At 70.7% G+C, this 22,603-nt stretch carries 21 protein-coding genes and 1 CRISPR repeat array; of the genes, 7 read left to right on the forward strand and 14 right to left on the reverse strand.

Annotated elements, in window-relative coordinates; genetic code table 11:
* Positions 1-115 precede the first annotated feature (115 nt).
* Both D7X30_RS01435 and D7X30_RS01440 read right to left on the reverse strand, forming a co-directional pair.
* Complete coding sequence (locus D7X30_RS01435) at positions 116-1,627, reverse strand: FAD-binding protein (RefSeq protein ID WP_120561025.1); 1,512 nt, start codon at positions 1,625-1,627, stop codon at positions 116-118.
* 2 nt (positions 1,628-1,629) lie between these two features.
* Positions 1,630-1,950, reverse strand: coding sequence for a hypothetical protein (locus D7X30_RS01440; RefSeq protein ID WP_120561026.1), 321 nt, complete (start codon positions 1,948-1,950; stop codon positions 1,630-1,632).
* A 142-nt stretch (positions 1,951-2,092) separates the two neighbouring features.
* On the opposite strand from D7X30_RS01440, the gene nrfH reads away from it, so the two are divergent.
* Both nrfH and D7X30_RS01450 read left to right on the forward strand, forming a co-directional pair.
* Positions 2,093-2,611 carry a cytochrome c nitrite reductase small subunit gene (nrfH, locus tag D7X30_RS01445; protein WP_014400156.1) on the forward strand — a complete coding sequence of 173 codons (519 nt, stop codon included), beginning with the start codon at positions 2,093-2,095 and terminating at the stop codon, positions 2,609-2,611.
* On the forward strand, positions 2,608-4,005 hold the full coding sequence (locus D7X30_RS01450) for an ammonia-forming cytochrome c nitrite reductase subunit c552 (RefSeq protein ID WP_120561027.1): 1,398 nt from the start codon (positions 2,608-2,610) through the stop codon (positions 4,003-4,005). Before nrfH ends, D7X30_RS01450 begins: the two co-directional genes overlap by 4 nt.
* Positions 4,006-4,012: 7 nt before the next feature.
* On the opposite strand, the gene D7X30_RS01455 is transcribed toward D7X30_RS01450, so the two are convergent.
* The 7 genes from D7X30_RS01455 to D7X30_RS01485 all read right to left on the reverse strand — a co-directional run bounded on the left by D7X30_RS01455 (position 4,013) and on the right by D7X30_RS01485 (position 12,060).
* On the reverse strand, positions 4,013-5,326 hold the full coding sequence (locus tag D7X30_RS01455; protein ID WP_147443064.1) for a hypothetical protein: 1,314 nt from the start codon (positions 5,324-5,326) through the stop codon (positions 4,013-4,015).
* A 447-nt stretch (positions 5,327-5,773) separates the two neighbouring features.
* Entirely contained in the window at positions 5,774-7,018 is a 1,245-nt protein-coding gene (locus tag D7X30_RS01460) for a hypothetical protein (RefSeq protein WP_233591306.1), read from the reverse strand.
* Between the two features lie 8 nt (positions 7,019-7,026).
* Positions 7,027-7,338, reverse strand: a complete 312-nt coding sequence (locus D7X30_RS01465) for a 4a-hydroxytetrahydrobiopterin dehydratase (RefSeq protein ID WP_120561030.1) — start codon at positions 7,336-7,338, stop codon at positions 7,027-7,029.
* A 75-nt stretch (positions 7,339-7,413) separates the two neighbouring features.
* Entirely contained in the window at positions 7,414-8,898 is a 1,485-nt protein-coding gene (glpK, locus tag D7X30_RS01470) for a glycerol kinase GlpK (RefSeq protein WP_120561031.1), read from the reverse strand.
* Between the two features lie 212 nt (positions 8,899-9,110).
* The gene (locus tag D7X30_RS01475) at positions 9,111-9,347 is read right to left on the reverse strand and encodes a hypothetical protein (RefSeq protein WP_120561032.1); all 237 of its coding nucleotides are present in this window, start codon (positions 9,345-9,347) and stop codon (positions 9,111-9,113) included.
* Positions 9,348-9,867: 520 nt separating this feature from the next.
* A complete protein-coding gene (locus D7X30_RS01480; RefSeq protein WP_120561033.1) occupies positions 9,868-10,851 on the reverse strand; it encodes an SDR family NAD(P)-dependent oxidoreductase in 984 nt (327 codons plus the stop codon).
* Between the two features lie 141 nt (positions 10,852-10,992).
* Positions 10,993-11,365: direct repeats of the CRISPR family, unit length 26 nt; unit sequence AACCTGTCGGACAGTCGGACAGGTTT.
* Between the two features lie 83 nt (positions 11,366-11,448).
* Entirely contained in the window at positions 11,449-12,060 is a 612-nt protein-coding gene (locus D7X30_RS01485; protein WP_120561034.1) for a TetR/AcrR family transcriptional regulator, read from the reverse strand.
* 77 nt (positions 12,061-12,137) lie between these two features.
* Between D7X30_RS01485 and D7X30_RS01490 the strand changes: the two genes are divergently transcribed.
* On the forward strand, positions 12,138-13,031 hold the full coding sequence (locus D7X30_RS01490; RefSeq protein WP_120561035.1) for an NmrA/HSCARG family protein: 894 nt from the start codon (positions 12,138-12,140) through the stop codon (positions 13,029-13,031).
* Here D7X30_RS01490 and D7X30_RS01495 read toward each other — a convergent pair.
* Positions 12,967-13,380 (reverse strand): helix-turn-helix domain-containing protein, encoded by a 414-nt coding sequence (locus tag D7X30_RS01495; RefSeq protein WP_233591392.1) that lies wholly within the window; start codon positions 13,378-13,380, stop codon positions 12,967-12,969. The genes D7X30_RS01490 and D7X30_RS01495 overlap by 65 nt on opposite strands.
* A gap of 93 nt (positions 13,381-13,473) precedes the next feature.
* Here D7X30_RS01495 and D7X30_RS01500 point away from each other — a divergent pair, with 93 nt between their 5' ends.
* From D7X30_RS01500 to D7X30_RS01510, 3 genes are all read left to right on the forward strand, one after another.
* Positions 13,474-13,875 (forward strand): Dabb family protein, encoded by a 402-nt coding sequence (locus tag D7X30_RS01500; RefSeq protein ID WP_120561036.1) that lies wholly within the window; start codon positions 13,474-13,476, stop codon positions 13,873-13,875.
* A 202-nt stretch (positions 13,876-14,077) separates the two neighbouring features.
* Positions 14,078-14,482 (forward strand): hypothetical protein, encoded by a 405-nt coding sequence (locus D7X30_RS01505; RefSeq protein WP_233591307.1) that lies wholly within the window; start codon positions 14,078-14,080, stop codon positions 14,480-14,482.
* A gap of 82 nt (positions 14,483-14,564) precedes the next feature.
* A complete protein-coding gene (locus tag D7X30_RS01510; protein ID WP_120561038.1) occupies positions 14,565-14,978 on the forward strand; it encodes a DUF6194 family protein in 414 nt (137 codons plus the stop codon).
* A 1-nt stretch (position 14,979) separates the two neighbouring features.
* On the opposite strand, the gene D7X30_RS01515 is transcribed toward D7X30_RS01510, so the two are convergent.
* From D7X30_RS01515 to D7X30_RS01525, 3 genes are read right to left on the reverse strand one after another with little or no spacing between them, the layout of a single operon-like run.
* The gene (locus D7X30_RS01515; RefSeq protein ID WP_120561039.1) at positions 14,980-16,179 is read right to left on the reverse strand and encodes a lipocalin-like domain-containing protein; all 1,200 of its coding nucleotides are present in this window, start codon (positions 16,177-16,179) and stop codon (positions 14,980-14,982) included.
* A gap of 3 nt (positions 16,180-16,182) precedes the next feature.
* Positions 16,183-18,723: an FtsX-like permease family protein gene (locus D7X30_RS01520; protein WP_120561040.1), complete on the reverse strand. Its 2,541-nt coding sequence runs from the start codon at positions 18,721-18,723 to the stop codon at positions 16,183-16,185.
* A complete protein-coding gene (locus tag D7X30_RS01525) occupies positions 18,720-19,448 on the reverse strand; it encodes an ABC transporter ATP-binding protein (protein ID WP_120561694.1) in 729 nt (242 codons plus the stop codon). The genes D7X30_RS01520 and D7X30_RS01525 overlap by 4 nt, the downstream gene beginning before the upstream one ends.
* A gap of 223 nt (positions 19,449-19,671) precedes the next feature.
* Here D7X30_RS01525 and D7X30_RS01530 point away from each other — a divergent pair, with 223 nt between their 5' ends.
* Complete coding sequence (locus tag D7X30_RS01530) at positions 19,672-21,792, forward strand: ATP-binding protein (protein WP_120561041.1); 2,121 nt, start codon at positions 19,672-19,674, stop codon at positions 21,790-21,792.
* Here D7X30_RS01530 and D7X30_RS01535 read toward each other — a convergent pair.
* Positions 21,743-22,567, reverse strand: coding sequence for a carboxylesterase (locus tag D7X30_RS01535; protein WP_233591393.1), 825 nt, complete (start codon positions 22,565-22,567; stop codon positions 21,743-21,745). The two genes, D7X30_RS01530 and D7X30_RS01535, sit on opposite strands and share 50 nt — an antisense overlap.
* Positions 22,568-22,603 lie beyond the last annotated feature (36 nt).

Raw genomic sequence — 22,603 nt, forward strand, 5'->3', positions numbered from 1 at the left:
CACCCCGGCGAGCTTCCGCGCGCGAGTCCGAGGTCGCGACGAGGGTCGCTGAAGAAGGCTGCTCGCCGCTTCCGGGGAGAGCCGCGCCCCACCGCCCACGGGCTGGCGAGTCTCCTCACGCGAGTCCCAATTCACGGAGATAGTCATTGGCGAAGGCCGCGCGCAGCTCCGGCGTGGGGAGCAGTGCCCGGCGCGCTTCGAGCCAGGCGTCCACGCGTGCCTCTCCGTACAGGCTTCGCACCGCCGGGCCGTCCAGCTCGTGGAACTTGCCCCAGTGGTACGTGTGGGGGATGGAGGACCCGGCGAGCTGCTGCCAGACGCGGCGGTTGTAGGACTTCGTGCGGGTGGACGACGCTCCGTCGATGTCGAGGATGCACGTCATGGGCGCGTGCTGGGTGAACGCCAGCGGAGCTCGGGAGGGCAGGGCGTAGCGCACCCCGAACAGCCCGGGGAACGCATGGGTGCGATTGATGGCGAGGGCCAGCTCCACCGTCTCGCGCACCCGGCCGAGCGGCACGGCCACCGCGCTGCCCCAGGCCTTCCCCCGGGTGGTCGTGTCGGTGAACAGCTCGCCGTGCGTCCCGCAGACGTTTTCGTACTCCGGGTAGAAGCGATCCATCAGCCGCGCCAGCAGGGGGATGGTCAGCTCCGAGACCATGTCCGTCAGCACGCCGATGATTTCGAGCGCGCTGTCCCCCTGCGTCAGCTTGCTGCCGGGGCTGGGCGGGTTCGAGCCTTCCGGACACCGCGCGTGCTTGTACATCACCGTGACGAAGACACCCCGCTCCATGTCGTTGGGGTTGATGACCGCCGTGAAGTGATAGGGCTTGAGTCCCGGCGGCCCCGGCAGCGTGATGCCGGAGAAGTCCAGCTGGTCGAGCGCGCGCCAGAGCCCCTCATCGAGCGGCATCCTCCGGCGGTACGCCTGGAGGTAGTAGAGGTCCACCACCTCCATGAGGACGCCGTGCACGAGGCCGAAGCCGCCCAGGCCCACCAGGGCGGCGTTGAAGAGGGCGTCGTCCCGGATGAGCTCCGCGCCCAGCTTCTGGGGAATCTCGTCATGGATGACCGGCGCGCTGGCTCGCTCCAGCCAGACGTGGCGGTCCGGTGAGACGACGACGTGCAGGCCCACCACGAAGTCCTGCATGGCGCCGGTCTCCAGGCTGGAGCCATGCGTGCCCGTCCCGATGGCCCCGGCGATGGTCTGCCCGTTGCTGGCGCCCGAGGTGGTCAGCGACTTGCCAATGCTCTTCAGGAAGTGGTTCAGCTCCGCGACGGAGACACCACACTGCGCGAAGAGGAGGTCCTCCCTCCGGCCTGGATAGGCGGGATGGGTGCGGGGTGCGGGGAAGAGGTAGTTCAGGGGCCGGGTGTTGACGAGGATGCCGCTGGTGGCGGGCGCCTTGGTGAAGGACCAGCCTCCGCCCAGGCCGCGAATCTCCAGGCGCTCGGTGAGCGCGCGCTGGATGAGCCCCTGCAGGCCCACGGTGGTGTCGATGTAGCCCGGCACCGTGGACTGGGCGGCATCCGCGTTCCAGACATCCACCAGCAGCTCCAGCTTCTGGGTGTAGCTCTGGTGCCAGTTCTGCCAGCGCTTCTGGCTGCTCTCGTGGATGACGGGGGGCATGGCTACCGCACCCCGAGGTCGCCGGGCGCCGGCTGCGCCTTCGCGCAGCGCCACTCCACCCGCTGCGGCATCGCGAGGCCGAGCGTCAGCACGCTGATGAGCGCGAAGCCCACGTTGGTGCTCTGGGTGACCTCCGCGAGCGCCTGGCCCTGGCAGTTGTCCACCCGGGGCTGCTCCTGGACGAGCCCCCAGCCCAGGGACCAGAGGACCTCGCCTTGTGGTTCAGTGGCGCTGGCCCCGGCGGCGCCGGGCGCCTGGACCCGGTAGTGCGCGCAGGCCGAGCTCAACCCCAGACACAGCAACGCCGCCGCACGCTTGGACATGCTCGAGCATGGGCCCGCCAGAGGGGTGGGACCATGCGGTCAGCGGTCGTGGGCGTCTGTCTGACACTTCACGCGCACGCGCCACCGTCACGCTGTTGAAGTGTTTCCCCCACCGGTGGGCGATTTATGTAGGGTGCCCCACGTGCTCTTCGCATCCCGCACCGTGCTGGCCGTGACCCTCGGGATTGCCATCGGTGTGGCGGTCGGTCTCGGCGGCTTCACCTTCGCGTACGCGAAGGGCTCGTCGTACCTGCGGGACGACCCGGCCGCCTGTGCCAACTGCCACATCATGAACGAGCAGTACGACGGCTGGCGCAAGAGCAGCCACCACGCGGTGGCCACCTGCAACGACTGCCACACGCCCGCGGGCTTCCTGCCCAAGTACTACACGAAGGCGAGCAACGGCTTCTGGCACTCGTTCTACTTCACCACCGGCACCTTCCCGGACCCCATCCGCCTGCGTCCGGGCAACCGCGTGGTGACGGAGAACGCGTGCCGCAAGTGCCATGCCTCCATCGTGGAGGCCATCGAGACGCCGCCCACGGGCCATGGGCAGGTGGCGCCCGGCGAGCAGCTCCAGTGCCTCACCTGCCACAACTCCGTGGGTCATCCCGAAGGGTCGGGGAACCCCGAGCTCATCCGTAAGGAGATTGCACGATGACCGAGCCCGAGAAGGCTCCGGAGAAGCGCCGGCTGTTCAGCGGCATCAAGCTCGTGGTGGCGGTCGCGGTGGTGGCGGCGCTGGCCTCGGCGGGTGTCACCGCCCTCCTGGTCAACATCATGGAGCGCAAGCAGGAGGCGAAGAACCCCTTCTACCGGGTGGTGGAGCTCGACGACACCATCACGGACCCCGCCGTGTGGGGGAAGAACTTCCCGCTCCAGTACGACGGCTACAAGCGCACGGTGGACCAGAAGCGCACCCGCTACGGTGGCAGCGAGGCGGTGGCGCGCACGCCCACCCAGGCGGATCCACGCTCGGTGGTGGCGCAGAGCCGGCTGGAGGAGGACCCCCGCCTCGTCACCATGTGGAGCGGCTACGCCTTCGCCACCGACTTCCGCGAGGAGCGCGGCCACGCGCACATGCTGGAGGATCAGGTCTTCACCCAGCGGCAGCAGGTGACGCAGCAGCCGGGCACCTGCATCCACTGCCACGGCAGCGTGTACGTGCCCTACAAGAAGCTGGGGGACGGGGACCTCATCAAGGGCTTTGAAAAGATGAACCAGATGCCCTTCGCCGAGGCGCGCAAGCTCGTGGAGCACCCGGTGTCCTGCATCGACTGCCACGACCCCACCACCATGCAGCTGCGTGTCACGCGCCCCGGCTTCATCGAGGGCATCGCCGCGCTCAAGGCCAGCCAGGGCGTGCCCGACTTCAAGGTGAACCAGGACGCCACCCGCCAGGAGATGCGCACGTACGTGTGCGGGCAGTGCCACGTCGAGTACTACTTCAAGGGCAAGGAGAAGCGCCTCACGTACCCCTGGGCCAAGGGCATCAACATCGATCAGATCATGGCCTACTACGACGAGGACGGGCACGCCGACTGGACCCACGCGCTCACCGGCGCGAAGGTCCTCAAGGCCCAGCACCCTGAGTTCGAGATGTACAACCAGGGCATCCACGCGAAGAGCGGCGTGGCGTGCGCGGACTGCCACATGCCCTACCAGCGCGAGGGGGCGATGAAGATCAGCGACCACCACGTGCGCAGCCCGCTGCTCAACATCAACCGCGCCTGTCAGACGTGCCACAAGTGGAGCGAGGCGGAGCTGCTCAACCGGGCGGAGACCATCCAGACGCGCACCTTCCAGACGCGCAACATCGCCATGGACGCGCTGGTGGACCTCATCCACGACCTCGAGAGCGCACAGAAGGCGGGAGCGCCCGAGGACGCGCTGGCCAAGGCGCGCGACCTGCAGAAGCGCGCCCAGTTCTACCTGGACTTCGTGGAGGCGGAGAACTCCATGGGCTTCCACGCGGACCAGGAGGCGGTGCGCATCCTGAGCAACTCCATCAACTTCTCACGCCTGGGCCAGAACGCGCTGCGCCCCGTTCCATAGCGCCCGTCTAATGCTTCACGCGCAGCAGGAAGACGTCGCCGCGCGTGGGCTTGAACTTGTCCACGCCGAAGTCGGTGACGCGGTCGGTGTAGCCGAACAGCACCGCGTCGCCGTCCGGCATCAACGTCACCGCCGGCACCGCCTCCACGCCGTACAGCTCGCCGCGCGCTTCCGGCGCGGTGCCCAGGAAGAGGCGCGAGGCCAGGGGCTGTCCCGTGGGGTCGAAGCGCTGGGTGAAGAGCTGCGCGGACCCCAGGCCGTCCGTGCCCGAGGCTCCGTTCTCCAGCCACGAGTACGTGTAGCCCACCACCAGCACCTCGCCGGTGGAGTGGATGGCCACGCCTTGCACGGACGCGTCCACGCCCAGGTCGCGCGCCCAGCGCTCGGTGCCGTCCGCGCCCGTCACCACCACGAAGGGGCTGGGGCTGGAGGCGCCCTTCAGCGACGCGCCCGCCCAGGAGAAGCTGCCCTGGAAGTCGCCGCCCGCCACCACGTCACCGGCGGTGTCGCGGCTCACGTCCCGGACACTTCCCTTCACGCCGGGCCGCACCTTCGCCCAGCCGAGCGCGCCGTCCTGCCGGTACAGCGCCACGAACGGGCTGCCCGAACCGGAGCCCTGCGTGACGTTGGTGCCGAAGCGCACGGTGCCCGTGTAGTGCCCCGCCACCGCCACGCTGCCGTCCGCGCCGGGGGCCAGGGACAGGGGCTCGGCGCCCGCGCCTACGGACTCCGCGCTGCCCACGGCGAAGGCGCGCTCCGCGGTGCCGTCCGCCGTGAACACCGCCACGCCGGCCGAGGCCCCCTTCACCTCGTTGCCCAGGTCCACGGAGGCCGGCGCGGTATAGGCCACGTACAGCCTTCCTTCCGCGTCCGCCGCCACGTCCTTCACCGTCAGCTCGCCGGGCACCCGGTGCGCCCAGAGCGTCGCGCCGTCCGCGGACAGCCTGGCGATGATGGCACCGTCGCTGAGCTTGCCCGTGCCCAGGTCCACCGTGCCCTGGATGTTGCCGGCCAGGAGCATGCCGCCAGCACCGTCCGCCGCCACGCGCGCCCGAACGTCCGCGCGCAGTTCCGCGGGCGTGGGGTCCACGCGCACATCGTACGCGTGGGTCCACAGCGTCTGCCCCCCGCCGGAGCGCCGCGTGAGGATCAGCTCCACGGCGTCATCCGTGGGCGTGCGCGCGTCCAGGTCGTCGTAGCCGTGCACGGCGGCGGTGAAGAAGTCGCCCGTGGTGGCGTCCGCCGCCAGGTCCAGCGCCAGGTCGTCCTGCGCGGCGCCCTCCTTCGCGAACCACAGCGTGGCCCCCGAGGCAGGTGGCACGGTCTCCGGCTCCTTCACCGGAGGCGGCTGTGTCTGGGGGTTCTCATTGCCCGGCGGCGTCTGCGTGCCGCTCCCCGGGGGTGGAAGCTCGCCCGGGATCGAAGGCTGCTCTTCGGGCGGGCACCCCAACTTCGAATCCTGGCAGGTGTCCGGATCAGGCTTTTCAGCCCCGCCTCCGCACCCCCACCCTCCGCCAACCGCGAAACCCAGCACCGTCGCGCCCACGACGGTCCGGCGCCACCCCCGCCCCAGATACATGGAATCCCCTCCGTGTACGGCAGGGTTCGCATGCCATCCCACACCGGCAAATACGGCACGGAAGGTTGCTCGGCCGCCCGCTGCTGGACGGCGGATGTATCGCGCGGGTGGGGTTCGCGACGCCGCGGGTGGGCGACGCGAGCGCCCACGAAGGCCCTCGCGTTACCCAACACGGCGCAAAGCCAGACACTACCGCCAGAAGCCGATGGAGACGCCCCAGTTGGAGTAGCGGCTCGCCAGGTCGAACGACGCGGTGAGGGACCAGTCCTCCCAGTAGCGCAGCACGAACAGCTCGAAGCCGCCGGTGAGGTGCGGCCGGGGGTTCCGGTCCCGGAAGGGGGACGGCTCCAGCCACGTGCCCGCGCGCAGGCGCAAGAGGCCCGGGAAGGTGTCCCATTCAGCGCCCAGGCGCGGCTGGAAGGTGGGGGTGTCGCCCACGGGCTGGGGCTCCGTGGTGATGGCGAGCGAGCGCGACGCCACCGCGTTGCTCACGCTGGAGATGAGGTCCACCTGCGCGGTGATGAGCCACCGGCCGGCCAGCGCGTCGCGGGGCTCCTCCTCTGGCACCGGCAGCGCGTCCCCGTCCACCTGGAGCTGCCGCCGGGCGGCGGGGGACAGGCGGTTGTAGCGGTGCGCGCCCTCGCCCAGCCGCCAGCTGGCGCCCAGGGACAGCACCGCGGGCGACACCACGGCCGCGTAGACCTGGCGGCCCGCGATGAAGGGGCTCTGGCCGTCGTCGCGGCGCCAGCCCGCCACCACCTCCGGACGCACCGCCACGCCAATGCGGTAGGGCCGCCCGTGCGGACGGAAGAGCATGTCCACCGCCACGCCGGTGTCGCCGTAGCGCCAGGACTGGTCGCCCATCTCACTGAAGCTGGCCTGCGCGGAGAAGATGCCCAGGGACAGGATGAAGTCGTCCTGGCCAAAGGCGATGGAGCCCGCGAGCGTGGACTGGGTGAGGGAGACGCGCAGCTTCTCGCCCTCGCCCCGGCAGCCCGCGGTGAGGCAGTAGCCCGTGCGGCTGTTGCGCCACAGGAAGCCGATGCCGAAGCGCTTGTATTGCAACATCAGCGCGCCCAGCAGCTGGCGGCTGTCCACGGATTCGTCAGCCAGGCCGTCGTTGTCCACGTCCCGGCGCTTGGTGCCGGTGAAGGGCAGGTCCAGCCAGGACAGGGTGACGCCCAGGTCCCAGTCGCGCTCCAGCGACGGGCTGCGCTGGGCCAGGGCGGCCAGGTTGCTGGACACACCCGCGGCGCCCTCCGCGATGCCCACGTAGGCGCCGCCCAGGCCCACCACGCGCGCCGACCCCAGGAGCGCGCCGGAGTTGAAATACAGACGTTCCGGACGGGGCTCCGTGGGAGCGTCGTCCTGGGCCAGGGCCGGGAGCGCGGCGAGGGACACCGCGCACGCCAGGGCCGTCAGGGTGCTACGCACGCCGTGAATCACCGGACCGCGGCTCCTTCGCTGAAGAGGCGGTCCGCCTCCGCCGCCAGGGCGGTGTCGCGGGACGTGAGGCCCCCCGCGTCGTGCGTCACCAGCGCCAGCGTCACCTTGCGCCACCGGATGTCGATGTCCGGGTGGTGGTCCGCGGCCTCGGCCGCCTTGGCCACGCGCTCCACGAAGGCGATGCCCTCCAGGAACGAGGGTGCTTCATACGTGCGGCGGATCATCCCGCCCTCGTGCTTCCAGGTGGGGTGCTGGGTGAGGAAGGTCTGGAGCGCATCCGGGGAGAGCAACGTGCGGTCGTAGGCCATGGCGGCCGTTCTACCCGCTCCCCCGCCCGATGGAAGCCCCGGCGCGTTCAATGCGCCGGGCTCCTCTGTCTCATTTCACGCGCGCGAAACCGCCTGCTTCCACTTTTCCAGGTGGCGCGCGCGCACCTCCGGCTTCATCTTCGGCTTGAAGGTCCGGTCCGCCTTCCACGCGCGGCGGATGGCGTCCGGGCTGGTCCACACGCCCGCGCCCAGGCCGCCCAGGAAGGCCGCGCCCAGGGCCGTGGTCTCCAGATTCCGCGGGCGGACCACCGGCACACCCAACAGGTCCGCCTGGTACTGCATGAGCAGGTTGTTGGCCGCGGCGCCGCCGTCCGCCTTGAAGACGGGGATGTCCCGCCCGCTGTCGCGGCGCATGGCCTCCGCCAGGTCGTGGATTTGAAGGGCCACGCCCTCCAGCGTCGCGCGCGCCAGGTGCGCCACGGTGGTGGAGCGGTCGATGCCGGCGAACAGGCCGCGCGCCTCCGGGCGCCAGTGCGGCGCGCCCAGGCCCGCGAGCGCCGGGACGAAGACGACGTCGCCGGAGTCCTTCACGCTGGCGGCCAGCGCCTCCACGTCCGGGGCCTTCTTGATGACCTTGAGGCCGTCGCGCAGCCACTGCACGGCGGCGCCCGCGATGAAGGAGCTGCCCTCCAGCGCGTAGTGCGTGGTGTTGCCCAGCTTCCACGCCACGGTGGTGAGCAGCCCCGCGGTGGAGCGCACCGGCTGGGTGCCGGTGTTCATGAGCAGGAAGGCGCCGGTGCCGTAGGTGCACTTGGATTCGCCGGGCTCGAAGCACGCCTGCCCGAAGAGGGCCGCCTGCTGGTCTCCCGCCATGCCCGCGACGAGGATGCCATCCGGCAGGCTGCGCATGCCGCGCGTGGTGCCGTACACCTCCGCGTTGCCTCGGATCTCCGGCAGGCACGCGCGCGGCACACCCAGGAGCGAGCACAGCTCGTCATCCCAGTTGAGCGTGCGCAGGTCCATGAGCAGCGTGCGGCTGGCGTTGGACACGTCCGTGACGTGGGCGACGCCGCCGGTGAGCTTGTGCACGAGCCACGAGTCGATGGTGCCGAAGCACACGTCGCCCTTCTCGGCGCGCTTCTTCGCGCCCTTGAGGTGCTGGAAGAGCCAGGTGAGCTTGGTGCCGGAGAAGTAGGGGTCCAGCACCAGGCCCGTCACCTCCCGCACGCGGGGCTCGACACCCTGGGCCTTGAGCCGCTGACAGATGTCCGCGGTGCGGCGGTCCTGCCAGACGATGGCGCGGGCCAGGGGCTCGGAGGTCTCGCGGTCCCACAGGCCCGTGGTCTCCCGCTGGTTGGTAATGCCCACCACGGCGATGTCGCGGCCGGTGAGGCCGGCGCCCTTGAGGGCGCGGGCGATGCACCACTCGCTGGTGTTCCAGATGTCGATCAGGTCGTGCTCCACCCACGACGGCTTGGGGAAGTGCTGGGGCAGCTCCTTGTAGGAGCGGCCCACCACCTGCAACCGGGTATCGAGGATGGAGACGTGGGTCCCCGTGGTGCCCTGGTCCAGCGCCAGGACGTATTTCGCCTTCGCCATGCGTGCGGAGCCTCTTTCGTCGGCCAGTGGCCGGACACGGAAGGGGACCCTACTCCAAGAGAAGGCGCCGCACCGACGGAGCGTGCGGGATGTCAGGCACCGGGAGATGTCCGTGGAACGCTCCCGTGCCTGCGTGGGGGGGCCATGGCGGCGCGCCTTGCCGGGGGAAGTCCACGGTACTTCCCGGCGCTGCCGCGCACGGCGCCCCGCTTTCAGTAACCCGTGACCCGCGAGCGGTTGTTGAAGTAGCGGCGCAGGCCGTAGGCGCCCAGGCCCGCGAGAATCATCCGGCCCAGCGAGCCGCCCGCGCCGGAGGACCTGCGCCCCCGGTATCCATAGCCGATGGGACGGCGGCCGTAGGCGCTGCGTCCGCGGTTCCAGCCACTGCCCTTGAAGACAGTCCGTTGCGACGCGCCCAGCGCGCCCAGCAGGTTGGATAGCAATGCCATGGTGTCACTCCGTGGTGAGAGGTACGGGGCCCATGCGTCCTCGGCGGGGGTCGGACCCGTGAAGGATGCGCGTGCGTTGAAAGGTGGGCCTCACGCCGTGTGACGACACCCCGTGTCGAGCAGGGCCCGCGAAAGCCCGTGTCCCGGGCCGGAGGGCAGGCGGGCGGGCTGGATGCAAGGCCACTGTGGCTACGGGAACGGCGCGGACCCGGATGCATGGGGTTGGAGAATTCGAGTGATGGCCGCCTGCCCATCGACCGGAAGCCCTGGCCAGGTGAGGTACGGCCCACCCGGTTCCCTGCCCTGGGGGGAGTCTCCAGATTGCGGTCCAGGTGGGCGAACCTCCCGCGCCCCGGCCTCAATCACAGTCAACGCGTTGGATGCGCAGGACACACGAGATGCTCGGACCGAGGAAGACCCTCGGGATGTCGGAGCCGGTGAAGGAGTAGTCCGGCGGCAGGCAGGTGGCAAAACCGCGTGGGGGTCCGTCATCCCTGTGGGACGGACCCCCATGTTCTTTTCAGGCGCGCGGGATGAGTCCCTGTTCGCGAAGGAAGGCCACGGTGTGGGCCACGCCGTCCGCGAGCGGGGTGGGGCGGAAGGCCAGCTCGCGCTGGGCCTTGGCCGCGTTCACGCGTGCTTCCCAGCGCATGAAGGACAGCTGGCCGGGCGCGACGAGCGGCGTGAACGGGAACACGCGCGCGAGCGGCGCGGACACGCGGGCCAGGGCCTCCATCAGGAAGACGGGCGCGACGGCGGGAGGCTTGCCAGCCCCAGCGGCCTGGCTGATGGCGAGCGCGAGGTCCGCGGTGCTGACGTACTGGTCGGAGGCGAGATAGCGCTCGCCGTTGACGCCACGTTCGGCGGCGGCGAGGTGCACGTCGGTGCAGCCGTCCACGTGGACCACGGACATGCCGCCCGGCGGGAGCAGCGGAGCCTTCTTGTTGAGCAACTGGATGAAGAAGGAGTTGAGCCCCACGTGCACGGGGCTGGGGCCATAGACGGCGGCCGGGTTGACGAAGACGACGTCCAGGCCCTGCTGGCGGATGGCCTCCACGGCGCGCTCGGCGTCCTGCTTGGAGCGTTCGTAGACGGTGGGCTTGGGGTGCGGGTCGATGTTCGCTTCGGTCAGCTCGCCGCCCCGGGGCGCGGCGAAGACATCCATGGTGGACGTGTAGACCACGCGGCGCACCTTCGCGGCGTGCGCGGCGGACAGGACGTTCACGCTGCCCTGGCGGTTCACGCGGTCGAAGATGGAGTCGTCCCGATGCCACTGCTCCGGCATGCCCGCGGCGTGGAAGACGAGCTCCACGTCATGCAACGCGGCGGGCAGGGTGCCCGGCGACGTGACGTCCCCCTGGATGAGCTGCACGGTGGAGGGGAGCAGCTTCGAGGCGCGGGCCAGGTCCCGCACGAGCGCGCGGACGGAGGCGCCCTGCTTCACGAGCCGCTGCGCGATGGCATTGCCGATGAGGCCGGTGGCCCCGGTGACGAGGACGTTCATGGGGCCGGCAATCTAAGCCCCCTGGCCTCCAAGCTGTACACCGTGGGTCCGACACGGCTCCAACCGCTCTGCCTGTTGAACAGGTCCCCGCGGCTCGAATGGGGTGGCCGCTCCCCGGCCGCGGTCCTCCAAAACCTGTCGGACAGTCGGACAGTCGGACAGGTTTCCCAGGTGGCCCAGATGGAGCGAGTACTTCCGAGCGCAGTGGCCCCAACCTGTCGGACAGTCGGACAGGTTTCCGAGGCTCGGTGGCGCCACCGTCCCGAAGCGTGCGATCTGAACCTGTCGGACAGTCGGACAGGTTTCGCTGCGGCCCGGATGGGGCGGTGCCCCCCCGAGTGCAGTGGACCCAACCTGTCGGACAGTCGGACAGGTTTTCGCGGCTTGGATGGAGCGGGACCCCAAGCGGTGATCCCGAACCTGTCGGACAGTCGGACAGGTTTTCCTGCGGCCTGGGGGGAGTGGTCCCCTTGCTGTGAGCCCGAGCTGTCGGACAGTCGGACAGGTTTTCCTGCGGCCTGGGGGGGAGTGGTCCCCTTGCTGCGGTGGTCCCAGGCATCTGGAGCCTGGAACTCGTGGCCGTGATGGCCGCTCGCGTCAGCGGTGCCGTGCGCCGCGGGGCTCGGGGCGGGAGCGCAGCCCGTCGAAGAACATCCCGGTGAGGCGGTGGACGCGCTTGGGGCCCGAGGCGTCCTCCGCGGCGGCGAGGGAGATGGCCATCGCCATGCACACCACGTCATCCAAGAGGACGTCGCTTCGCACCTCGCCCTTGCGCTGGGCGGCCTCCAGCAGGCGCTCGCCCTCGGCCGTCGTCGCGTCACAGCCCTGGGTGTGGCTCTTGAGGACGATGCCCAGCGACGCCGCGAGCCCCTTGTACATGCCCGCCGAGTGCACGAGCTCCTCCAGGAAGACGCGCAGCGCTTCAAGCGCGGGCAGGGACTCCGCGCGTTCGCGGCTCTGCTTCGCGAGCAGCAGGAGCCGCTCGTCGCATGTCGCGGCGAGCAGTGCCTCCCGCGATTCGAAGTGACGGTAGAGCGTGCCGATGCCGACCTCCGCCCGCTTCGCCACGTCGTTGAGCGACGCGTCCGCGCCGCGCTCGGAGAACACGGCATGCGCCGCCGCGAGCAGCCGCTCCCGGTTGCGCCGCGCATCCGCGCGCAAGGCTCCGCCCGTCGCGTCCTCCTGAGGCTTCTTCGGCTGCTTCGTCATTGCCACTTGAAAAACGGAGGATAGCTCCGCATTCAACCGGAGCAATCCTCCGCTTAGCAAGGGAAAGGCAGGACCTGATGGTGACGAAGCGCGAAACCGTATTGGTGCTTGGAGCGACAGGGCAGCAGGGAGGCGCGACGGCGCGGGCCTTGCTCAAGGACGGATGGCGGGTCCGTGCGCTTGTGCGGGACCCGGCGAGCGCGAAGGCCCGGGAGCTTGAAGCGGCGGGCGTGGAGTTGGTGCGTGGAGACATGGGGGACCGTGCGTCGCTCGACCATGCGGTCGCGGGGGCGTACGGCGTCTTCAGCATCCAGCCCAGCTCGGCACAGGCGAGCTACGGCGTCACGGACGACGACGAGGTCCGCTTCGGCACATCCATCGCGGACGCGGCGAAGGCGGCGGGCGTAGAGCACTTCGTCTACACGTCGGTGCTGGGGCTGCGTCCCGGCACGGGTGTGGACCACTTCGAGACCAAGTGGCGCATCGAGGAGCACGTCCGGGCCAGTGGCCTTCGCGCGACCATCGTGCGGCCGGGGACCTTCATGGAGCTGCTGCTGGTGCCGGACTTCGGCCTGACACGGGGGGCGCTCCAGTTCTTCATCCAGCCGGAGCAGCCCATGCAGTTCATCGCGGGTGAGGACATCGGCGTACTGACCGCGCGCGTGTTCGCGGATCCGCGCACGTACGTGGGGAGCACGCTGGAGATGGCGGGAGACTCGCTCACCGGCAATGCACTCGCGGAGAAGATCGGCCGGGCCACCGGGACGTCCATCTCCTACTCACGGTTTCCGCCAGAGATGCTTGCGGCGAGCCCGATGCTGCGCAAGCTCGTGAAGCTGTTCGAGGATGGTTTTGTGTTCGAGAGCGCGGACATCCCGGCGCTGCGGCGGCTGGCGCCGGGACTGCTCACATTCGACGCGTGGCTGGAGCGCGGGGGCGCCGCGGCGATCCGGGAGCGCTTCGCGGCATAGCGGCCTGCATGCGCTGAAGCTTCATCCCCGCCTGGACGATGGTGTCGATGACCGGGAGGAGCTCCCGGCCCAGCGGGGTCAGCGCGTATTCGACCGACGGCGGTGAGCTGGCGACGGCGTGGCGCGTGAGCACGCCGTTCTCCTCCAGCGTGCGCAGCTTCGCGCTGAGCACCTTCGCGGAGATGCGAGGGATGTCGGAGCGCAGCTCACTGAAGCGGCGAGGGTCTCCGCTGAGACGCCAGACGATGTTCGCGGTCCACGCGCCGCCGAGCAGTCGCATGCACTCCGTGAGAGGGCAGAGCGGCGGCAACGGCGGCGTCTTGTTCTTGCGGCGGCGGAGTATGGGCATCACCCTGGAGTGGTAACCAGATGGAAACCACATCGTGGGGGTTACCCAAGGTTACCGCCTGCCCTGGCGCGGGCGCGTCCCTATCGCCCGTGCATGTTCATCAACCTGCTGCGTTTCCGTTTCCGGGACGGTGTGCCGGAGGAGGAGAAGGCCCGGGCCCTCGAAGCCATCTCCCGCACGGCGAAGTCGGAGGCGGTCGCGTTCTCTGTCGTGGGGAGGGACCTGGGAAACCCGGCCGACGGCTTCACCCATGCGTACTGCGTGGGCATCGCGGACATGTCCGCCCTGCGCCGTTACTTCGATGATCCCCTGCACCGTGCGGGGGACCTGCTCTTCCTGCCGCTCGTGGGGCGACTCTGGCGCATGGCCCTGTCCGACGACGCCGACCCCGCGCTGGGCGAGAAGATCCACGCGATGCACGCGGAGAAGATGGCGGGCGACCCCGAATGGGCCGCGCTGCTCGCCGCCATCCCCGACCTCCAGCTTCAGCGCTGACAGGCGGTTTCCAGACTCACCGGAGGAGCACCGCTGGATGAGCTGCCGCGAGAGGGTTTGTTCGAACCCGGGTCACTTGAGCTGACTGCGCTGTGAGAGGAATTTTAGTGCTTCCCTGGTAATGATTGTCATGGGGTGGTTGGAAGGAGAGGATGGCAGGGCTTCGTGTCTTGCAATGATTCCCTTTGAGAGGTCACGCCCCATGAAAAGACAAGCGCTCGCGGTCGTTCTTTCCCTCTTCGCCACCGCCTGTGGTGGGGCGATGGAGGAGTCCTCCGCGTTGTCCTCCCAGGAGTTCTCCGTCCTTCCTCCGGGCGACCCGCTGATTGGGACGTGGTGTCAGACGAGCTGGCCGGGATGCGCCACCTTCGGTGGCAGCACCGGCGTCCTGTCGAGCGGTGGCGACGGCTGCTGGCTGGTGGGCGACACGAAATTCACGGGGCTGACCCCGGGCTCTACTCCCGGGACCTACATTGGAACGCGCATCATGTACGGCTCAGGCACCTGCCCAGGACACCCTGCTCCCCGGGCCGTGACCATCACGATGACGGGGCCCAACTCCTTCACGGAGGTGGCGGGGAGCTTCTCGGCCAACTGGGTCCGCTAGCCCGGATGGCGGCAGGCGTCCGTCCCCCCACTGTCGCCGTGCGTGGTAAGTCACGCACGGTTCGACCTCGGGGGAGGACGTCATGACAGGAGCCATCAGCCTGGAAGCGCTGGCGGAGTACATCCAGGACGCTTTCAAGGACGTGCACGTGGACACCTCCACGCCAGACCTCTTCTTCTTCGCGGGGGACGAGCGGAAGTTCCCCTTCGCGACCATCGTCACGCGGGACACCGAGTTCGACCATCACTCGGAGCTGGACCGCGACGGCGTGTTCCGGCTGAACCTGGGCGTGAGCAAGGAGAGCTTCCAGAAGCTGTTCCCGGAGCTCGACCCGAACGTGGACTACGCGGACCTGGACGTGCTCCTGCCGCACCCGGCCTACGCGCGGATGTTCTGGCTGAGCGTGCTCAACCCCAGCCACGAAACGCTCCGGCTGCTGCGCCCGTACCTGAAGGAGGCCCACGCCATCCAGGTGAATCGGGCCGCCCGGGGCTGAGTCACGGCGTGCGGCCGCGGACCGTCTCCTCGCTCCGTGGCTCGTCCGCGTAGCCCGTCATCTCCAGGTAGCCGCGCCCCTGCACGGGCCGGCCCTCGCGCGTGCCGTCCACGGTCACCGCGCCCTCCCAGTAGCGCACCAGCACCGGCAGCTCCTGGTCCGGCAGCTTCGGCGTCACGGTCAGCTCCAGCGACACCTTGGGAACCTGGACGCGCCAGCCCGCCGGGTACTCGCCGCCACGCGGGCTCTTCCATGTGCCCCTCGGCTCCAGCTGCATGTCGTCGGCGGTCAGGTGCACGGCCTCACCTGTCGTGGGCACGTACACGCCCGCGCTGAAGGAGTCCTTCGAACCGTCCTTCTTGCGCAGCTGGTAGAGCATCAGCTCGCTGCCATCGGAGAGCTGGAGCGCGAACCAGTCCCAGCCCACCTGGTCGCCGCTCAGCGCGCTGGTGCTCCACTCGCGGTCCATCCAGCTCTCGCCCTTCACCTGCACCGTCTGCCCATCCACCGACACCGTGCCCCGCGAAGGCATGCGCGGCATCGAGTAGTAGTAGGACGCGTTGCCCCGCTCCGCGCCCTTCTGGCTCAAGCCCTTGTCGCCCTGGAGCACCGGCGGCTTGCCCTCGTCGAGCGTCAGCTCCAGTGTCACCCCGTCGCCCTGCGCGCGCAGGTGCATGGGCCACGTGCCGCCCGTGCCTTCGCTGCGCACGTCCCAGTCCTGAAGCCAGACATGGAAGGGTGCCCCGTTCGCGCCCGCCAGTCCCTGCGCCGCGCGGCTGAAGCGCTCGGTGACGTGGAACTTCCCGGCGCTCACGTCCGTCAGCGTGAAGTGCCCCATGAACACCTGCCGCGTGCCCCAGCCGGACTCGCGCAGGGGCTGCTCCGGCGACAGCGCGCTGCGGAACAGCGTGAACTGGTAGCCGAAGGCGCGCCCGTCCTGCGTCTCAAGATTTCCCGTCCAGTACCACCACTCGGTGCGGAAGTCGGGGTGGGGGCCGTGGTCCTCCGGGAAGTGGAAGGGCCGGGGCTCCATCGCGCGCGCGTAGCCCTCCGTGCCGCCGTCTCCGCCCATCGCGGACGCGACCGTCATGCCGCCTGTGTTCGCGGGCCCGGTGTCCTCCGTGTCCCGCAGCACCACGCCCACCGCCACGCCCAGCGCGGCGAGCACCAACACCACCCCGATGACGAGTCCCCGCCCCATGCCTCACTCCTCCCGCAGCGCCATGGCCGGGTTCGCGCGCGCCATGCGCCACGCCGGGTACAGCCCCGCGAGCGCTGCCGCCACCAGTGCCAGCACCACCGCCTGACCCACCACTCCCGGCGCCACCACCAGCTGCAACGTCCACCCGAACGAGCGCTGATTGATGACGTGCACCAGCACGTAGGCCAATGCCAGACCCAGCGGGATGGAGAACAACCCCGCGAGCAAGCCCAGCAGGCCCGTCTGCAACGACACCATGCCCCACAGTTGTCCCGGCGTGAGCCCCGTCGCGCGCAGCACCGCGAACTCGCGCGCCCGCTCCAACTGCAATGACATCAGCGCGCTCAGCACGCCCACGAACGCGACACCAATGGCCAGCAGTCGCAGCACCTGCGTGATGGTGAAGGTCCGGTCGAACACCTCCATCGACGCCTGCCGCAGCGCCCGGTTCGCGCGCACGTTCAATGCCTGCTCACCGCCCGCGCGGTCGCGCACGCGGGCCACCAGTTCGTCCACGTCCTGCCCGGGCGCGGCGAAGAGGGACAGGCCGGACACGCCCCGGTCCTCGTACCAGTGCTCATACGTGGCGCGCGGCATCAGCACCGTGCCCACGTCCGAGCCATAGTCGAAGTACACGCCCGCCACGCGGAAGTCGTGCGGCCCCTTGTCGGTGGCCACTCGCAGCGTGTCTCCCGCGTGCACGCCCCGGTGGAACGCGAAGGGCTCCGACACGATGAGCGCGTCCGTTGACGCGTCCAGCTGCCGCCACACGTCCTCCGCGCGCCCTTCCTTGAAGCGGTACGTCCGCTCGTGGCCCTTCGCGAAGTCCACCGCCAGCAGGTCCGTGTCCACGTCGTTGATGCGCACGTGGATGACCCGGATGGAGCCGCTCGCTTCGACCCCCGGCGTGGACCGCAGCTTCTCCGCGAGCCCCGGCACCAGCGACGAATCCCCGCGCCGCGCCACCAGGGACGGCGGAGACACGAACACGTCCGCCTGCAACGCGGACTCCAGCCACGCAGCCACCGTGCCCCGGAAGCTGGACACCATCAGGCCCACGCCCACCGTCGTCGCCACTGCGACCATCAGCGCCGCCAGCGCCACCGCCGTGCGCGACAGGCTCGCCGTCACGCCGCGCGCCGCCATGCGCCCCAGTGGACCGAACATCGCGCCCAGCGGCCGCGCCGCCGCCACCGTCAGCTTCTCCGTCACCCAGGGCACCAGCAGCGCGCTGCCCAGCAGCACGCCAAAGAGCCCTGCATACGCCGGCATCAGCGCCTGCGTGGGCCACGCGAGCACCGCCGCCGAGAGGGCCAGGATGATCAGCCCCAGCACCGCCAGCTTCGGCGCCCGGTTGCGTGACACGTCCTCCACCGTCGAGCGCCGCAGCGCCGTCACCGGTGCCGCCCGCGCCGCCTCCCACGCGGGCACCAGCGCCGCCAGCACCGTCGCGCCCAGGCCCAGGCTCAGGCCCTTGAACAACGTGAACGGCTCCAGGGACAGACGCCGCACGTTCACCACGAAGTACAGGTCGTTGATGGTGCGGGTGATGAGGCCCACCAGGCCGCTGGCCATCAGGATGCCCAGCAGCAGCCCCGCCGCGGTGCCCACCATGCCCAGGAGCAGGGCTTCGCCCAGCACCAGCGCGAACAGCTCTCCTCGCGTCACGCCCACCGCGCGCAGCCGGCCCAGCATCCCGCGCCGCTGCACCACGGAGAACGTCATCGTGTTGTAGATGAGGAACATCCCCACCACGAGCGCCAGCAGCGACAGCGCGGTGAGGTTGGTGCGGAACGCCCGCGTCATCTGCTCCACCGTGCCCGCGCGCCCCGACGTCTGGACCAGCTCCGCGCCCGGCGGCAGCGTGGCCTTGAGCGCCGCGGCCTGCGCCTCTCCGCCTTTCAAGCGCAGGTCCACGCGCGTCAGCCGGCCCTCCAGGCCCAGCACCTCCTGCGCGGTGGAGATGTCCGCGATGAGCAGCGACTCCAGCGCGCGCTCCGTCGTCTCCTGCGAAGGCGTCAGCAGGGCCGACACGCGCAGCTCCCGCCGAAGCCCCGTCACCGTCACCGGCAGCGTGTCCCCGGCCTTCACGCCCAGGCTCCGCGCCGTCTTCGCGCCCATCACCACCGTGCCGGGCCGCGTGAGCAGCGCGCCGATGTCTCCCACCGCGCCTCCGGTGGAGAAGTCCCGGAAGGGGGCCTCCGCGAACGGATCCAATCCCAGCAGCGTGAGCGTGCGGTGGTTGCCTCCCTCCACCTGCACGAAGCCCTGCACCACGGGCGCCGCGTCAGGCGAGTCCGGCCGAAGCTTCAGCGCCGTGTAGACACCCTCCGGCAGGCCAGACGTGCCTCCGGTGAGCTGATGCGTGGCGCGGCCCGCGACGACGTCCGTGGATTGCTCGAAGGCGCGCAGCGCGCTGCCGCTCGCCAGGTCGATGGACACCACCACCGCCACGCCCATCGCGATGCCCAGCAGCGACAGCGCAGTGAGCCACGGGTGCCCGCCCAGGTGCCGCAGGCTGGAGCGTGCGAGCAGCGCCTTCATGGCGTCCCCCGCCCGCGCGCGCCGCCGGGGCGCTCCACCAGGCGTCCGTTCTCCATCGTCAGCACCCGGTCCGCGCGCTCCGCCATCGCGGGCTCGTGCGTGACGATGAGCGCGCACGCATGGCCCTGCCGCGTGAGCCCTTCCAGCAGGTCCAACACCTGGCCGCCCGTCTCCTCGTCCAGGTTGCCCGTGGGCTCGTCCGCCAGCAGCAGCGGCGGGGCGTGGGCCAGGGCCCGAGCCACCGCCACGCGCTGCTGTTCTCCGCCGGAGAGCCGGTCCGGGAAGCTGTTCGCGCGCGTCCCCAATCCCACCCGTTCCAGCAGCTCCCGAGCCCGCGCGCTGGCCTCGGCGCTCGAGCGTCCGAGCAGCTCCAGCGGCAGCCGCACGTTCTCCTCCACCGTCAGCGTGGGCAGCAGGTTGAACGCCTGGAAGATGAAGCCGATGCGCTCGCGGCGCAGCAGCGTGCGGTCCCGCTCCGGCATGCGCCCCAGGTCGCGGCCCTCCACCAGGATTTCACCGTGCGTCGCCTGGTCGATGCCGCTGATGAGGTTGAGCAGCGTGGACTTGCCGGAGCCGCTGCGGCCCAGCAGCACCACGAACTCGCCCCGGTGCAGGGAGAGCGACGTGCCGGAGAGCACCTCGCGCACGGAATCGCCTTCCGCGTAGGACTTGGTGACGGCGCGCAGTTCGACGAGGGGCCGCGAATCGGGAGGAGTGGAAGGCATGCCGGGCATCCGACATAGCCGATGCCCGGCGTCCGGGAGTGTTTCCCCGCCCAACCAGGAGGGATGCCCGCTACTGGACGCCAGCAGCACCAGGGAGCGCTCAGCCCATGACACCTGGCAGGTTGTCCGGGTTGCTTTTCGTGCGTGCCGACACGTCCCGGTGTTTGATGGCCGCCTCTTCTCGCCGGAAGCCTTGCCTTCCGCGGGGTAGGGGGGGCCACACATGAATGAAGCCCAGGCCGGATGGGTCGCGGCGTCCGGCAGTGTGCCCCCGCCGCTGCATGAGCTGCTTCAGCAGCTCCCTGCCTTCTTCGGCCTCTACCGCGGCCCCGTCCACCACATCGAGTTCAGCACCTCCACGCGACTGACGCTGCTCGACACGCATGGCCAGGTGGGCATTCCGCTGCGCGAGGCCTGCCCCCAACTGGGAGGTCCCGGCTGGCACGAGGCCTGGGACCGCGTCTTCGCCACCGGAGAAGCCCTGCACCTGCGCGAGGCGTCCGCCCACGCGCGCACCGCCGACGAGGAGCTCTTCTTCAACCTGTCCCTGCTGCCGCGACGCGACGCCCAGGGGAAGGTGGAGGGCGTGCTCGCCTTCGCGGTGGATGTGACGGAGCTCGTACGCACCCGCCGTGCTGCGTGGACCACCGCGGCCTGGCGCACCGAACGCCTCCAGGCGATGACCGCCGCGCTCTCCGAAGCGCTCACCCCCGCGCAGGTGGTGGAGGTGGCCGCGCGCGAAGGCGCCCTCGCCATGGGGGCCATCACCGGCCTGGTGGTGGTGCCCGCGGGAGCGGCCCTGGACGTCTTCGAGCGCGCCGCCGCGCACGGCTTCTCTCCCGGTGAGCTGGAGGGCTGGCAGCGCTTCGAGGTCTCCGCGACCTGTCCCCTCACGGATGTGACGCGCACCCGCGAGCCCTGCGCGCTGGGCTCGTGGACGGAGTGCATGGCGCGCTACCCGAGGCTCGCGCAGTTGGCCCGCGAGCGTCCCCTATTGGCATGGGCCTCGGTGCCGCTGGTGAGCGGTGGGCGCGTGTTCGGCGCGCTGGGCCTGGGCTTTGGTGACGCGCGCGACTTCGACGCGCCAGAACGTGCCTTCCTGCTGACGGTGGGCCGCCTGTGCGCGCAGGCGTTGGACCGCGCACGCCTGTATGACGAAGAGCGCGCGGCCCGGAGCGTCGCGGAGGCGGCCAGCCGCGCCAAGGACGCGTTCCTCGCCACGGTGTCCCATGAGCTGCGCACGCCGCTCACGTCCATCCTCGGCTGGTCGCAGATGCTGCGGCAGGGCCTGCTGGGCGAGGACAAGCGCCAGCGCGCGGTGGAGGCCATCGAGCGCAACGCCCGCGCGCAAAGACAGCTCATCGAGGACCTGCTCGACATCAGCCGCATCGCCAACGGCCGCTTGCGCCTGGAGCCGGTGCCGCTGGAGCTGGGCCACGTGGTGGAGGCGGCGCTGGATGCCGTCAGGCCCACGGCGCTCGCGCGCGAGCTGACGCTCGATGTCTCCGTGGACGAGGATGGCGTGCCGCTGTTCGGCGACCCGGACCGCTTGCAGCAGGTGGTGTGGAACCTGCTCTCCAACGCCATCAAGTTCACGCCGCCCGGCGGCCACGTGACGGTGTCCGCGCGCACGCGCGGCGAGGGCGCGGAGCTGGTGGTGCGCGACGACGGCGAGGGCATCCCCGCGGACTTCCTGCCCTTCCTCTTCCAGCGCTTCCAGCAGGCGGACACCGGCGTGAGCCGCCAGCACGGCGGTCTGGGCCTGGGCCTGTCCATCGTGCGGCACCTGGTGGAGCTGCACGGCGGCACCGTGACGGCCGTCAGCGACGGGCCGGGGAGGGGCGCCACGTTCACCGTCGTGCTGCCCCGCTCGCGCGTGGGCGCGGCCCCGGGCGCCTCGCGCGTGCCGCGTCCCGTGGAGGGCCTGACGCTGCCGCGCTTCCCGGAGCTGGAGGGCCAGCGCGTGCTGGTGGTGGATGGCCAGCCGGACGCGCGCGAGTGGATGTCCGTGCTGCTCACCCGCGTGGGCGCGCACGTGCTCACCGCCACCAACGTCACCGACGCCATGGATGAAGTGCGCCGCTCTCCGCCCACGGTGGTGGTGACGGACGTGGCGCTGGCCGGCGAGGACGGCTACTCGCTCCTGTACCGGCTGCGCGCGCTGCCCTGGGAGTCCGGAGGCGGCGTGCCCGCGCTCGCCGTCACCGCCGCCGCGCGCCGCGAGGACCGCGACCGCGCCCTGCGCGCGGGCTTCAGCGCCTTTGTCACCAAGCCGCTCGACGCGGTGGAGCTGCTCACGGCGGTGGCGCGCCTTGCCCCTCCACCCAATCCGGCAAGCTCCTGAAGGCCTCCTCCGCGCGCCACGGCTGGAGGAAGTCCCCCACCTCCCGGGCGAGCCGCGCCCCGCACACGTCGCGCGGGATGATGTGGAAGCCCTCCGGATAGGCCACGTGCCGCACCGAGGGACACGCCTTCATCCGCCGCGCGAGCCAGCGTCCGCCCTCCGGATCCACCACGTGGTCCTGCTCCGCGGTGGCCACCATCACCGGGCAGCGCACCCGGGGCGCGTCCGCCAACGCCAGGTCCTGCAGCCTGCACAGGTCGCGCAGCCGGGCCACCGGGAACGCGGACAGCACCGGCGCCTGCGCCAGCGCGGCAGGGTCGGAGATGTCCGTGCCGCCCTTGTCCACCCACGGCGTGGTCCATTCGAGCAGCGGCGTGCGGCACAGCTGGCGCACCAGCGCCATGCGCGCGCCCCGGAAGCGCACCGCGGGCGCCACCAGCACGAGCGCGTGCACCGCTTCCGGTTGATGCGCCGCCAGCCTCAGCGCCAGGAGCGCGCCCATGGACAGTCCGGCGACGAACACGCGGCGGTGTCCGGAGAGCGACGCCAGCGCCTCGTCCGCGCAGGCCTGCCAGTCGCGGAAGTCCACGTCCAGCATCGCCTCCGGCGTGGTGCCGTGGCCCGGAAGCCTTGGCGCCACCACGCGCATCCCCCTCGCCGCCAGGGCCTCGCCCAGGGGACGCACCTCCCAGGGACTGCCGGTGAAGCCGTGCAGGAGCAGACAGGCGTCAGGCCCCCGCCCCAGCACGAAGGGCGCGGTGGACTCCCCGTCGATGTCCCGCCAGCGCGTGCTCACAGGGAGGACACTGGC

This window comes from Corallococcus sp. AB011P (assembly GCF_003611605.1).
Classification (GTDB): Bacteria; Myxococcota; Myxococcia; order Myxococcales; family Myxococcaceae; genus Corallococcus; species Corallococcus coralloides.